General features: G+C 64.5%; 11 protein-coding genes. 10 read left to right on the top strand and 1 reads right to left on the bottom strand.

Annotated features, from left to right (window positions below):
* Nucleotides 1-141 precede the first annotated feature (141 nt).
* From htpX to HBF25_RS07895, 5 genes are all read left to right on the top strand, one after another.
* Nucleotides 142-1,032 carry a protease HtpX gene (htpX, locus tag HBF25_RS07915; protein WP_166947297.1) on the top strand — a complete coding sequence of 297 codons (891 nt, stop codon included), beginning with the start codon at nt 142-144 and terminating at the stop codon, nt 1,030-1,032.
* A 226-nt stretch (nt 1,033-1,258) separates the two neighbouring features.
* On the top strand, nt 1,259-3,124 hold the full coding sequence (htpG, locus tag HBF25_RS07910; protein WP_341778058.1) for a molecular chaperone HtpG: 1,866 nt from the start codon (nt 1,259-1,261) through the stop codon (nt 3,122-3,124).
* 183 nt (nt 3,125-3,307) lie between these two features.
* On the top strand, nt 3,308-4,210 hold the full coding sequence (locus tag HBF25_RS07905; RefSeq protein ID WP_208392455.1) for an AEC family transporter: 903 nt from the start codon (nt 3,308-3,310) through the stop codon (nt 4,208-4,210).
* Between the two features lie 39 nt (nt 4,211-4,249).
* A complete protein-coding gene (locus tag HBF25_RS07900) occupies nt 4,250-4,648 on the top strand; it encodes an RNA-binding S4 domain-containing protein (protein WP_166947296.1) in 399 nt (132 codons plus the stop codon).
* Nucleotides 4,649-4,903: 255 nt separating this feature from the next.
* Nucleotides 4,904-5,263, top strand: coding sequence for a VOC family protein (locus HBF25_RS07895; protein WP_166947295.1), 360 nt, complete (start codon nt 4,904-4,906; stop codon nt 5,261-5,263).
* Nucleotides 5,264-5,571: 308 nt separating this feature from the next.
* Here HBF25_RS07895 and mutS read toward each other — a convergent pair whose 3' ends face one another.
* On the bottom strand, nt 5,572-8,160 hold the full coding sequence (mutS, locus tag HBF25_RS07890) for a DNA mismatch repair protein MutS (RefSeq protein WP_243853112.1): 2,589 nt from the start codon (nt 8,158-8,160) through the stop codon (nt 5,572-5,574).
* Nucleotides 8,161-8,503: 343 nt separating this feature from the next.
* Here mutS and HBF25_RS07885 point away from each other — a divergent pair, with 343 nt between their 5' ends.
* The 5 genes from HBF25_RS07885 to HBF25_RS07865 all read left to right on the top strand — a co-directional run bounded on the left by HBF25_RS07885 (nt 8,504) and on the right by HBF25_RS07865 (nt 13,343).
* Entirely contained in the window at nt 8,504-9,022 is a 519-nt protein-coding gene (locus tag HBF25_RS07885) for a hypothetical protein (protein WP_166947294.1), read from the top strand.
* A gap of 102 nt (nt 9,023-9,124) precedes the next feature.
* The gene (locus HBF25_RS07880) at nt 9,125-9,871 is read left to right on the top strand and encodes an NAD-dependent epimerase/dehydratase family protein (RefSeq protein WP_166947293.1); all 747 of its coding nucleotides are present in this window, start codon (nt 9,125-9,127) and stop codon (nt 9,869-9,871) included.
* 10 nt (nt 9,872-9,881) lie between these two features.
* On the top strand, nt 9,882-10,418 hold the full coding sequence (locus tag HBF25_RS07875; protein ID WP_166947292.1) for a cupin domain-containing protein: 537 nt from the start codon (nt 9,882-9,884) through the stop codon (nt 10,416-10,418).
* A gap of 385 nt (nt 10,419-10,803) precedes the next feature.
* The gene (locus HBF25_RS07870; protein WP_166947291.1) at nt 10,804-11,520 is read left to right on the top strand and encodes a lysozyme inhibitor LprI family protein; all 717 of its coding nucleotides are present in this window, start codon (nt 10,804-10,806) and stop codon (nt 11,518-11,520) included.
* 32 nt (nt 11,521-11,552) lie between these two features.
* Nucleotides 11,553-13,343: a peptidoglycan-binding domain-containing protein gene (locus tag HBF25_RS07865; protein ID WP_166947290.1), complete on the top strand. Its 1,791-nt coding sequence runs from the start codon at nt 11,553-11,555 to the stop codon at nt 13,341-13,343.
* The last annotated feature ends 36 nt before the right edge of the window (nt 13,344-13,379 follow it).

Below are 13,379 nucleotides of genomic sequence, written 5' to 3'. Positions count from 1 at the left end.
GGACAAGGCTTCATTCGCTGAACGGCGCCATACCGGGACGGGCGCGCTTGTGGGTACATCGGGCATTGAATCGTTCAGCCTAAGCCCCGAAAACTGCATCCGGGCGGCGCCACATAGACAGCCGTCGTGAGAGAGAACCCCATGTTCAAACGTATTGCCCTGTTCATCGCGACCAACCTCGCGGTCATCTTCCTCCTCAGCGCGGTCTGTCACCTGCTTGGTATCGACCAGTGGGCTGCCCAGCGCGGCATGGGCCTTGGCGGCCTGATCGTGTTCGCCGCCGTGTTCGGCATGGGCGGCGCGTTCATCTCGCTGGCCATGTCCAAGTGGATGGCGAAGATGTCCACGGGCGCCAAGGTCATCACCACGCCGAGCAACGAAACCGAGCGCTGGCTGCTCGACACCGTGCGCCGCCACGCCGACAAGGCCGGCATCGGCATGCCCGAAGTGGCCGTCTACGACGCGCCGGAAATGAATGCCTTCGCCACGGGCATGACCCGCAACAGCTCGCTGGTGGCCGTCAGCACCGGCCTGCTCCAGCAGATGGACCGCGAGCAGGTCTCGGCGGTGCTGGGCCACGAGATCGGCCACGTCGCCAATGGCGACATGGTCACCCTGACCCTGATCCAGGGCGTGCTCAATACCCTGGTAATCGTGCTGGCCCGCATCGTGGGCCGGGTGATCGACAGCTGGCTGTCCGGCGGTCGCGAGCGCGACGGCGAGGGCGGCATCGGCTACTTCGTCACCGTGATGATCCTGCAGATCATCTTCGGCCTGTTCGCCTCGATGATCGTGATGTGGTTCTCGCGCTGGCGCGAGTTCCGGGCGGACGCGGCCGGCGCCAACCTGGCTGGCCGGGCCTCGATGATCTCGGCCCTGCAGCGCCTGTCCGGAAACCACGGCGACACCACGCTGCCGCAGACCATCCAGGCCTTCGGCATCTCGGGCCAGCTGGCATCGGGTTTCAAGCGCCTGTTCATGAGCCACCCTCCCATCGAGGAGCGCATCGCGGCGTTGCAGAACGCCCGCTGATCAAAAGGCCGCCCCCGAGGCGGCCTTTTCTTTCCTGTAGGAGCGCGCCTTGGTGGGAGCGGATCGTATCCGCGATGGGTGCTCGCGAAAGCGCATCGATCACCCATAGCCATCGCCGACACGGTCGGCCCCCATCAATGCGCGCTCCTACACGGCTCCCCTGCTTTTGTCCTTCGCCCGGCGCCCCCATAATCCGGTGTCTGTCCCATCCTGAAGGAACGGCATCGTGAGCCAGGAAACCCGTAAGTTCGAAGCCGAGGTCGCCCAGGTCCTGCACCTGGTGACCCACTCCCTCTACTCGCACAAGGAAATCTTCCTGCGCGAGCTGATCTCCAACGCGTCCGACGCCTGCGACAAACTGCGGTTCGAAGCGCTGGCCGATGCCAGCCTCACCGCCGACGACGCCGACCTGCGCATCCAGATCACCTGGGACCCCGACGCCCGCACCATCAGCGTGCGCGACAACGGCATCGGCATGACGCGGGACGACGTGGTGGCCAACATCGGTACCATCGCCAGCTCCGGCACCCGCCGCTACCTCGAAGCGCTGTCCGGCGAGCAGAAGGCCGACGCGCGCCTGATCGGCCAGTTCGGCGTGGGCTTCTATTCCGCCTTCGTGGTGGCCGACAAGGTCACCGTGATCACCCGTCGCGCAGGTCAGCCCACCGGGAGCGGCGTGCGCTGGGAAAGCGACGGCAAGGGCGAATACACCCTCGAAGAAACCAACGTCACCGAGCGCGGCACCACCGTGGTGCTGCACCTGAAGGCCGACGAGGACGAATTCCTCAAGGCCTGGCAGCTGCGTTCGCTGGTGAAGAAGTACTCCGACCACGTCGCCTTCCCGATCCGCATGCCCAAGGAAACCGACGGCAAGCCGGACCCGACCGAATGGGAGACGATCAACTCGGCCTCGGCCCTGTGGGCCCGCTCGAAGAGCGAGATCACCGACGACGAGTACAAGGCCTTCTACAAGGCCCTCGGCCACGATTTCAACGACCCGCTCGCCTGGACGCACAACCGCGTCGAAGGCAGCCAGAGCTTCACCACCCTGCTGTTCGTGCCGGAGCAGCCGCCGTTCGACCTGATGATGGGCGGTCGTGACGAGCGCAAGGGCCTGAAGCTGTACATCAAGCGCGTCTTCATCATGGACGCCGCCGAAGAGCTGCTGCCCAACTACCTGCGCTTCGTGCGCGGCGTGGTGGACGCCGACGACCTGCCGCTCAACGTGAGCCGCGAGATCCTCCAGCAGAACCGCCAGCTGGACAAGATCAAGGGCGCCTGCACGAAGCGCGTGCTTGATCTGCTGGAAAGGCTCTCGCGCGATGAGCCGGAGAAATTCGCCGGCTTCCTGTCGGCCTTCGGCAATACGCTGAAGGAAGGCATCGTCGAGGACGCCTCCAATCGCGAGCGCATCGCCAAGCTGCTGCGTTTCGCGTCCACCAAGGGCGATGGCGCGGCGAAGACGGTGTCTTTCGACGACTACATCGGTCGTATGGTCGTCGACCAGGATGCCATCTGGTACGTCACCGCCGACAGCTATGCGGCCGCCGCCGGTAGCCCGCAGCTCGAAGCGCTGAAGGCCAAGGGCATCGAAGTGCTGCTCATGTTCGACCGTGTCGATGAGTGGATGCTGGGTTACCTCAACGAATACGAAGGCAAGCGCCTGCGTAACGTCGCCAAGGGCGAGTTCCCGCTCGACGAAGCCGACAAGGCGAAGCAGGAAGCGGCAACCAAGGAAGCCGAACCGCTGCTGGAGCGCGCAAAGACACTGCTGGGTGATCGCGTCGGCGACGTCCGCGTGTCCGCCCGTCTCACCGACTCGCCGTCGTGCCTGGCCCTGGCCGATTACGAGATGGCCCCGCACCTGGCACGCCTGCTGCGCGAAGCCGGCCAGGATGTGCCGGACAGCAAGCCGGTGCTCGAAGTGAATCCGGAGCATGCGCTGGTGAAGCGCCTCGCTGCGGAAACAGACGACGCGAAGGCCGGCGATCTCGCCAGCCTGCTGCTGGAGCAGGCTGAAATCACCGCCGGCGCCCAGCTCGCCGACCCCGCTGCCTTCGTGCAACGCATGAACCGCGTCCTCCTGGGCTAAACGCCTCGACCTGCTTTTGCCGGAGCGCGCCTCGCGCGCGACCGGCCGAAGCAAAACGCGCCGAACGCGCTCTTGCAGGAGCGCGCCTTGCGCGCGACCGGTATCGCGATAAGCAACCTTTTTGCGATACCGGTCGCGCGCAAGCACGCTCCTACAGGAAGTGCTCTGGTATGTTCCGGGGCCATGTCAGCCCTGCTCATCCTCTTCACCTGCCTCGCCCTCGGCATCCTGGCCCGCCGTTACGCCAATCTGCCCGATGGCATCGTGCAGGGCATCAACTGGTGGGTGCTCAACGTCGCCTTGCCGGCGCTGGTACTCGCCCTGGTGCCACAGGTGCCGCTGGACTCGCACCTGTGGTTTCCCGTGGCGGCGATGTACGTCACCTTTTTCGGCGCATGGGCCGTCTTCGCATCGCTGGGCCGCGCCTTCGGCTGGTCACGGCACCGCATCGGCTGCCTGATCCTCGTCTGCGGACTGGGCAACACCTCGTTCATGGGCTATCCGATGATGGAAGCCATGCACGGCAAGGCCGGCCTCTCCATTGCCGTCATCGCCGACCAGCTCGGCTGTTTCCCGCTGCTCGCATCGGCCGGTATCGTGGTGGCCTCGCTTTACTCGGGCAGGGCGACCTCGGCGACCGCCATCGTGCGCCGCGTATTCACCTTTCCTGCCTTCCTGGCCTTGCTGGTGGGCATCCTCGTCGGCGTGGCAGGCGGTTGGCCGGTCGCCGTGGACAAGGTGCTGATGCAGCTCGGCCAGACGCTGACGCCGCTGGCGCTGTTCTCGGTGGGTCTCCAGTTCCGTCTGCACCTGCAACGCGAGCAGGTCGGAGCGCTCGTTGCCGGACTCGGCTGGAAGATGCTGCTGGCACCGCTGCTCATGCTGGTCATCGGACTTGCCGCCGGTGTCGGTGGCCTCACGCTGACGGTGGGCGTGCTCCAGGCCGCCATGGCACCGATGATCTCGGCGGCCATCCTTGCCGACCAGCATGGCCTCGAACCGCGGCTGGCCAATACCGTGCTTGGTGCGGGCATCCTCCTTTCTTTACTGACGATTCCCCTGGGCAATGCGCTCCTGCCGGCCTGACGCTTGGGATCGGGCGCCAACGGCCTCACACTTCCCCGCATGACCGAACACTCGACCAATGCCGGCGTACGCGCCGATGTGTGGCTCTGGGCCGCACGCTTTTTCAAGACCCGCAGCCTCGCGAAGGAAGCCATCGACGGCGGCAAGGTGGAGCTCAATGACGTTACCTGCAAGCCGGCCAAGACCGTGCAGATCGGCGACACCCTGAAGGTCACCCGGGGCGAGGAGCGGCTGACCTGTGTCGTGGCGGCACTGTCCACCAAGCGTGGGCCGGCGCCCGAGGCGCGCAAGCTGTATGAGGAAACCGCGGCCAGCATCGCGCAGCGCGAGCGCCAGCGGGAGGACCGGCGTCTTACCGGTGGGGCGTTGTTGCGGCCGGGTTCGCGGCCGGACAAGCGGTCGCGACGGTTGATCCAGGATTTGAAGAAGCAGCTTTAGGTGGTGGGCCTGGATTGTTGGTTGGCGTCGGATGGCTTGCGCAGAAGCGGCAGGTGGCGAGATAGCGCAGAGATGGGTGGTTTGGGGCGGGATTGGCGTTGAGGGCTGGCCGGTCGCGCGCGAGGCGCGCTCCTACGAGGGGGTGCGATGTCAATCGTTTCGTGTTACTTGTGCACGGTGCGCTGGTCACCCGGGGAGTGAACGCCCGGGTTGTTTTCGTTTTGTTGCCCGAGCGCAGGCCGGGTGCAGCAGGAGATGCAGGTGGGGAAGGAACGGATCGACTATATCGAGCTCAATGTCGCCGACACGGGGCGCAGCAAGCAGTTCTACGGCGAGGCGTTTGGCTGGAAGTTCACGGATTACGGTCCGCACTACACCGAGTTTGACGATGGCCGGATGAAGGGTGGTTTTGCCGCAGGTTCGCAGGTGGTCACCGGTGGGCCGTTGGTGATTCTTTATGCCGAGCATCTGGAAAAGACCCTGGAGCAGGTCACGAATGCCGGGGGCAGCATCGCCAAGCCGATCTTCGAGTTTCCGGGTGGACGACGCTTTCATTTCCGCGACCCCGACGGCCATGAACTGGCCGTATGGTCCGATAAACCGAACCCCCTGTAGGAGCGCGCCTTGCGCGCGACCCAGGGGGCACCGCCAGATCCGGTCGCGCGCGAGGCGCGCTCCTACATGAGGCTTTAAAAAAGCCGTCCCCCGAAACATCCGGCCCGGGCTGCTGACTCGGGCGGATGCGGGGGACGTCACGAGGCCGAAGATGGAGAGTCATGAGGCCTGGTGAAACGAACGCGCCACAGGGAGCGACAGCGCGATTGAACCCAACGAAAAACAGGTGGAACGACGTCACTATAGAAAGGCATCGCCCCACAGTGAATTCGATTGTTCAGATCGTTTCGATAGATAGCCTCAATGAATCAGCGCAGCATCTTGCGCAGCTTGTAGAGCTGCTCCAGGGCATCGCGCGGGCTCAGGTCGTCCGGGTCGATGGAGCGCAGCGCTTCTTCCACGGGTGAGGGCAGGGACGGCGCGAACAGCCCCAGCTGCGGCGTAGTGGCCGCAGGCGGCGCAGCTACCGCGGCCGTGACTTCATGGCCCTGTTCCAGCGCAGCGAGGTAGCGCCGTGCATCGGCGATCACCGTCTTCGGCAGGCCGGCGAGTGCCGCCACCTGCAAGCCGAAACTACGGTTGGCCGGGCCGTCCTTCACCGTATGCATGAAGACCAGCTGCTCGCCGTACTCCACGGCATCCAGATGCACGTTGGCGATGGTGCGGAATTCGCCCGCCAGCTCCGTCAGCTCGAAGTAGTGCGTGGCGAACAATGTGAAGGCACAGCTGGTGGCCGCCAGATGCACGGCGGCGGCACGCGCCAGCGAGAGGCCGTCGTAGGTGCTGGTGCCGCGACCCACCTCGTCCATGAGCACCAGGCTGCAATCGGTGGCGTTGTGCAGGATGTTGGCCGTCTCGCTCATCTCGACCATGAAGGTCGACTGGCCGCGCGAGAGGTCGTCGCCCGCGCCGATGCGGGTGAAAATGCGGTCGATCGGGCCGATGGTGGCCGCCGATGCAGGCACGTAGCTGCCCACGTGCGCCAGTAGCACGATCAGCGCGTTCTGGCGCATGTAGGTGGACTTACCGCCCATGTTCGGACCAGTGATCACCAGCATGCGACGACCGCGATCCAGCACCAGATCGTTCGGCTCGAAGGGTTCGTCGCGCACCTTTTCCACCACGGGGTGGCGACCGCGATCGATGTGGATGCCCGGCACGTCGGTGAGTTCGGGGGCGGCCCAGTCCAGCGTCTCGGCACGCTCGGCCAGGTTGGCGAGCACATCGAGCTCGGCAATGGCCGAGGCGGCGACCTTGAGTTCCGAAAGACGCTCGATGAGCTTGTCGAGCAGTAGTTCGTAAAGAGCCCGCTCGCGCATGAGCGAGCGTTCCTTTGCCGACAGCACCTTGTCTTCGAACTGCTTCAGTTCTTCGGTGATGTAGCGTTCGGCGTTCTTCGTGGTCTGCCGGCGCGTGTAGTGCTGCGGTGCCTTGTCGGCCTGCGCCTTGGTGATCTCGATGTAGTAGCCGTGCACGCGGTTGTAGCCCACCTTGAGGGTGGGAATACCGCTGGCCGCCTTCTCGCGTTCTTCCATGTCGACCAGGAACTGGTCGGCATGGGTGGACAGGCGACGCAGTTCGTCGAGGTCTTCGTCGTAGCCTTCGGCAAGCACGCCACCATCGCGCAGCAGCACGGGCGGTGCCTCGACGATGGCTCGGGCGAGCAGGGCGGCGGTATCGGCGTGGTCGCCGATTCGCTGCACGAGGCCATGTAGCAGCGGGCTGTCCAGGCCGGCGATTTCATCGCGCAGTTCGGGAGCGGCGGCAAGGCCGTCGCGCAGCGTGGAAAGGTCACGCGGACGCGCCGAACGCAGCGCGACGCGCGCCAGGATGCGCTCGAGATCGCCCACGCCACGCAGGCGCTCACGCAGGCTGCCATGGCGGCGCTGGTCGATGAGGCTGCCGATGGCCTGGTGACGGCCGCGCAGTACGGCACGATCGCGCAGTGGGCGATTGAGCCAGCGACGCAGCAGGCGCGCGCCCATCGGCGTCACCGTTTCGTCGAGCACGCCGAGCAAGGTGTTGTCGACGTTGCCGCTCTGGTGCGCGTCGATTTCCAGGTTGCGTCGCGTGGCGGCGTCCATCGCGATGGTTTCGCTCGCGTTCTCCACGGCCAGGCCGGTGAGATGCGGCAGCGCGCTCTTCTGGGTTTCCTCGACATAGCCGAGCAGGCAGCCGGCAGCCGCCACGGCCAGCGGCAGGCCTTCCACGCCGAAGCCGAGCAAGTCGCGCGTACGGAAGAAACGGCACAGCTCGCGCGTGGCGGCATCGCCATCGAAATGCCAGGGCTGGCGCTTGCGCACGCCGGGTAGCGTGCTGACCAGCTTCGGCCATGCCACGTCCTCGCTGACCAGGGTCTCGGCCGGTTGCAGGCGCGCCAGTTCGGCGGCGAGGCCTTCGGGCGAGTTCACTTCGGTCAGCAGGAAACGGCCGGTGGAGAGATCCACCCAGGCCAGGCCATAGCCCTTCGGACCGGCGGCGATGGAGAGCAGCAGGTTGTCCCTGCGCTCTTCCATCAGGGCGGCATCGGTGACCGTACCCGGCGTGACGATGCGCACGACCTCGCGCTTCACCGGCCCCTTCGAGGTGGCCGGATCACCGATCTGCTCGCAAAGGGCCACTGACTCGCCCAGCTTCACCAGCCGCGCCAGATAGCCTTCCACCGCGTGGTAGGGCACACCCGCCATGGGAATCGGCGCGCCGGCCGACTGCCCACGCTGGGTCAGGGTGATATCGAGCAGTCGCGCCGCCTTGCGTGCGTCGTCGTAGAACAGCTCGTAGAAGTCGCCCATCCGGAAGAACAGCAGGATGTCCGGATGTTCCGCCTTCGCAGCCAGGTACTGGCGCATGAACGGGGTATGCCCCGCGGCGGCCGAGATGTCTTCAGCTAAAGCCATGATTTTCCAAAAAATGCGACATAAGGCGTGCCGCCCATGGCACGCCGGCCGCCCATGATACCGCCCCACCCCCCTGTAGGAGCGCGCCTCGCGCGCGACCCGGCCCAGCGCGCCCGGCTCGGCACGCGCCCCGTCGCTTCATCCTTGATAGCCGGAAGCCAGCCGGGCCATCAACAAATCACCCCCTCGGCAGCGTTCAGGGCCCGGCCAAGGACAGGAATTTCTTGCGAATCAATGCACGTTTCTGGCAATCGCACATGCAACATCGGCAGCTGCCCAGCGGCAACACTATATTGCGACCTCGGCATCACCCACCATCCCACCGCGCCCACAAGGAAACCGGATGACCCTGCGCAAAGAATGGATTGCCGCCCTGGCACTGACGGCTCTGGCCGGTCCCGCGCTGGCCCAGTCGCTACAGCCCGACACCCAGGAATACAAAATCAGCGATTCCAGCCAGACCTTCGTGCTGACGCCGGGATCGAAGCTTTACGAGCAGTGGGCGGCCTGGATCAAACACCAGCAGGCAACCACCAGGAAAGCAGATGGCACGCCATGGGGGACGGAGGCAGGCCAGATCTCGATCACGATGACCACCTCGTCGGCAGACGCGAAGCAGGCCATGGCGGCTCAAGCCGGTGTGCCGCAGGACAAGGGTCCGCCAGTGCGATTGCCGCCATCAGGGGAGGAGGGCCAGATCATCGAGCTGATAGACCAGAGCCCAGCGGTTTTCCAGCAATGGATCTACGAGTGGCATGGAAAGGCGGGTAGTGCCGGCGGCTGGTCCGAGAAGTCCTATGCTGCCCGTGCATGCGCAGTCAGCGACGACACCGGCAAGCTTTGCCCCAGCCCTCCGAAGTGATGCGTCGGCGGGCGTTGGTACATTCTTCTGCCCTGAACTTGGGCCTGCCCTGGCCGCCATGCCAGGCCTAGAGTGTGCCCATCGTTTCCCAGGCGCACCCTCATGAACCACCCATCATCCACCACCATCCTGGTCGCTGGCGCCACGGGCGTCATCGGCCGTCGTCTGGTGCCTGAGCTTGTGTCGGCCGGCTACAGGGTCTTCGGCCTTACCCGCGATCCGGCCAGAGCCAGCGAACTTCTTCATGCCGGTGCCGTGCCGCTGGTGGTCGACGTGTTCGATGCGTCGCGGTTGCAGCAGGCGGTAGTGGCGGCGCGACCGGATATCGTCGTTCATCAGCTCACCGACCTGCCGCGCAGTCTCGATCCGTCTCGCATGGAAGAGGGTATCCAGCGCAATGCGCGCATACGTCGCGAAGGCACCGCCAACCTGGTGCAGGCAGCGAAGGCAGCGGGTGTTCGCCGGATCGTGGCACAGAGCATCGCCTGGGCCTATGCAAGTGGACCGGAGCGATTCGTCGAAAGCGATGCACTGGATGTGGCGGCCAATGGCCTGCGCGCCATCAGCGTCGGTGGCGTCGTGGCGCTGGAAGCAGCCGTGCTGGATGCAGACGGGATCGATGGGCTCGTGCTGAGATACGGTCAGCTGTGGGGCGATGGCACTGGAGCGGATACCTCCGAGGGCAAGGACATGCCCCTGCATGTAGACGGCGCGGTGAGTGCCGCCCTGCGAGCGGTCGGGCACGGCCAGCCGGGCGTCTACAACATCGCCGACGACGAGCGCCGCCTCGACCTGAGTCGCGCCCGGCAGGTGCTGGGCTGGTCGCCGACGTCCGGCGTGACCGCGTAGGGAATGAGTCATGGCGGTCCTGTCCGCCTCGCTTCGCCATCCAGCCCGGCGATCAATGCTCGTGCTGCTCGTCGCTACCGGTGCCATGGGGCTGATAGCGGCGGTCTCCATCGACAGGGTTCCTTCCATGCCTGCCTGGACCGATGCCCTCTGCGGCGGCGTCACCCGGATGTTCACCACACCGTTCGCAGGCACCGATGCGCGCCCACAAACGACGGTAAAGCCGCTCTCCTGCGAACGGTTGCCACACCTACCAGGAAAGGCGATTACAACGGCACTTGTCTACTTTCCGCCAGGTGCGTACACCCCCGCACACCGTCATCCGGGATCCGTCACCGCCGTGGTGCTGAAGGGGCTTATCCGCTCGCAACTCCAGGGCACGCCAGCCAAGAATTATGCAGCCACGCAGACATGGTTTGAACCGCCCGGCGCGCTTCACTTGTTTGCCGAAAATCCCAGCCTGACGGAAGACGCAGAGCTGCTTGCCACCTTCGTGGCGGATGAGAACTGCGGACCGCTGACGGTTCCCGAGCCTGTTGCTCGGTAGAAACCCGCCCTTTGTACGCGGGATATGAATGCACGTTCAGGATGGCGACTTCGGGAATGTCTGCACGTTTTCGTGATGCCTGTCTCTGCTATCCTCCGAGTGGGGATCAGGATGACGATCACAGGAGTTCCATCATTTCTCGGACGAAAGCGCGGGGCGCCTACTGGAGCCCTTATTGTGTTGCGCGCGCATCGGACATCATGGCCGATGACAGTCTTTCTGGAGCTAGGCCCAATAAAAGGCCGATACCACGGTTGCCTCAATAGCTGCATCGGCGACGAGTACACCTGCCAGGAGACGTATTGCGCGGCAGTCCGCACGGTTTTCCAGGCGTTACCTTGATAACCTCGCGCAGGAAATGAGTGACCCAATCACAGGAGTTGCAATGTTTTTCAGGCAGAAGGACATATCCAGGGTGCTGTGCGCCGCATTGGCCGTAGCGATGTCGCATGCAGCCGTCGCGCAGGCCAGCGATTACGATGCGCAGGACGCCCGGCTCAACGCGGCCTACAAGAAACTCTCGCAAGGGCTCGATGACGCGAATCGCAAGGCCCTGCGCGACGAGGAGCGTCAATGGATCCTCGGACGCGACAAGGCCTGTGGTGCCACTGCCGGCCAGGTGCTCAAGAATGCGTGTACGACGGCCAGCACCCGCACTCGTGCAGATGAACTCGAACGACGCGCCGGTAGTGCGGCTTCTGCCGGCAAGCCGTCGGCCGACACGGCGATAAGCGGTGACTGGGGTTATCGCACCGACTGCGATTTCGGCCATTACGTCAATGTCACCGTGACCAAAGCGAGCCCCGATGCGGAAGGAAAATGGGGCGATGGCACCCGTAATGACGGCAGCCAGGGGCTTTTGAAGGGGCAGTGGCGCGACGGCAAGCTCTATGTGCGTTTCTGTTCCGACGACGGGCAGCAGGGCGACTACCCGGCCTGTCCGGCCTACAGCGAAGAAGTTGCTTATTTCACGCCACAGGGCAGGCAGCTCGTGTGGTTCCAGCGTTCAGGAGAAACCTATGACAGGTATGTCGCCCTCGATCGCGTTCCCAAGGGCGGAAAGGCTCCGCTCGACACCCATTGCAAAGGTGGCGATCGCTAACCCTCAGTAGCAGGTAAACCAGGAGTTGGACCATGGCAGGATTGACTGACAATGAGCTTCGCGCGCTGTCGTACTTCGCGATAGGCGTGAGCTCCGAAGGCGGCGATGTCGCCTACCGGCTTAGTTTCGCCGGCAACATCCGCAACGATGCCCACGGCAATCCCGTGATGCATCCCGCGGGCAACAGTGGCTATTCCATCGGCACGCTACAGACTGACCTCGGCCAGCGACCGGCCGTGGCCACCGAGCTGACCGACGCGTACCAGAACTGGGCGCGCACGGCTCATCCGGACTGGGTACTCTCCGATGCGCAACGCACGCATACCATCGCCGACCTCAGGCGTACCGGGCACCAGATCAACGACCAGCACGGCCGGCCTCTCGACGCCACGGTGAAGTCGCATCTCGACGCTTTCATGGCCAGCGAGGCTGGCATGAACTTCGTCCACCAGCACGATATGGCCCAGGTCGACAAGTTGATGACGAATGTCATCGGCCCGCTGCAGAAGACGGATCTGTACAAGCATGCTTCGGAACAGGAGCAGGCCCAGCTCGCCACCATCACGGCCAAGCTCTACAACCAGAGCGAAAAGTACGGCAAGGATGTGCTTGGCCAGATCGAGCGCGGTGAGCTTCATAGCGTGAAAGAAGTGAGCAGCGCGCTCAATGGCTACCCCGACTATGTCACCGCGGGCCGCGACCACGCGCTGGCCGGCACGGCGTTGTTCAACGACCTGCGGGCCGCAGGTGCGAATAACCCGATGCATGCGGCGTGGCAGGATGTGGCGGCGAATCCGGGTGTCAATCCGACGCGCCTGGGCGCAGACTCCACGCATCCCCATCTTCCTCACGAGTATGCGGTGATCAAGGGTGCCTTCGTCGATCCGCATCATTCGCGATCGATGGTGCAGGCCCTGGAGCAGGGCGGTTCATACGCGAACACCCAGAACAACCGTGGATATCTGTCAGAAGGCCGCGATATGGTGGTCTGGGACAGGGCGGGTCATGGCCATGCCCTGGTCAACGGCCAGTGGAGCGACGTCAACAGCAAGGACATCTCGCTGCACAATAATGCCGACAAGACACTGGACGTCAACGTGCATCGCGATGGCGCGGACCAGCGGCTGCTTCATGTAACCCATCCGGGTAATCACGTACGCGTCCAGCCGGCCCACGCTTCTCCGGGAGTGGCATCAGGGGATCACATCCAGCGCGCGGGTACCCTCCGCGAGCATGATCACGCGCCGCCGGTAAAGGATCTCCAGCAGCAGCTGGCGAATCTCGGTTACAAGGGAGGCGACGGCAAGCTCATTCACCCGGACGGCGACTTCGGCAAGAACACCCGGGTGGCTCTGGAAGCCTTCCAGAAAGACCATGGCCTGACATCCGATGGTATCGCTGGCGCAAAGACGATGGACGCCTTGCGCAACGCCAATCGCGTGGCAGCGCCGGGGCTTGCCGACAAGACCCATCCGGGTCATGCCATGTACGAGCAGGCATTGAAGGAAGTTGCCAACCTCGACGCGAAGCTTGGCAGGGCATCGGATCATGCCAGTAGCAATCTTGCGGGCGTGGTTGCCATCGCGGCGCACGAGAAAGGGCTGACCCGTGTCGATAGCGTGGTGCTGAGCGACGACGGCAAGCGCGCTTATGCGGTGCAGGGTGATCTCAACTCCCCGCACAAGCAGATAGCCGAGGTCGATGTCTCGAAGGCCGTCGGCCAGCCGCTGGAGCAGAGCAGCCAACAATGGCAGCCGGCGGCGCAGCAGCAGGATGCTTCGCAGCAGCAGCAACAACAGCAGCAGGGTCAGATGCAGCGTTAATCCCGCCAGGGTGTTGCTCGTATCATCGCGGATACG

Origin of the sequence: Luteibacter anthropi, assembly GCF_011759365.1 — a bacterium.
GTDB lineage: Bacteria > Pseudomonadota > Gammaproteobacteria > Xanthomonadales > Rhodanobacteraceae > Luteibacter > Luteibacter anthropi.
The sequence above is the reverse complement of the archived record's forward strand: the minus strand, read 5'-3'. Positions and strand labels throughout refer to the sequence as shown.

Coding starts and splice junctions, on each gene's coding strand:
- HBF25_RS07900 (WP_166947296.1), top strand. CDS start 4,250: ATGACCGAACACTCGACCAATGCCGGCGTACGCGCCGATGTGTGGCTC.
- HBF25_RS07870 (WP_166947291.1), top strand. CDS start 10,804: ATGTTTTTCAGGCAGAAGGACATATCCAGGGTGCTGTGCGCCGCATTG.
- HBF25_RS07895 (WP_166947295.1), top strand. CDS start 4,904: ATGCAGGTGGGGAAGGAACGGATCGACTATATCGAGCTCAATGTCGCC.
- HBF25_RS07880 (WP_166947293.1), top strand. CDS start 9,125: ATGAACCACCCATCATCCACCACCATCCTGGTCGCTGGCGCCACGGGC.
- HBF25_RS07865 (WP_166947290.1), top strand. CDS start 11,553: ATGGCAGGATTGACTGACAATGAGCTTCGCGCGCTGTCGTACTTCGCG.
- HBF25_RS07885 (WP_166947294.1), top strand. CDS start 8,504: ATGACCCTGCGCAAAGAATGGATTGCCGCCCTGGCACTGACGGCTCTG.
- HBF25_RS07875 (WP_166947292.1), top strand. CDS start 9,882: ATGGCGGTCCTGTCCGCCTCGCTTCGCCATCCAGCCCGGCGATCAATG.
- HBF25_RS07905 (WP_208392455.1), top strand. CDS start 3,308: ATGTCAGCCCTGCTCATCCTCTTCACCTGCCTCGCCCTCGGCATCCTG.
- htpX (WP_166947297.1), top strand. CDS start 142: ATGTTCAAACGTATTGCCCTGTTCATCGCGACCAACCTCGCGGTCATC.
- mutS (WP_243853112.1), bottom strand. CDS start 8,160: ATGGCTTTAGCTGAAGACATCTCGGCCGCCGCGGGGCATACCCCGTTC.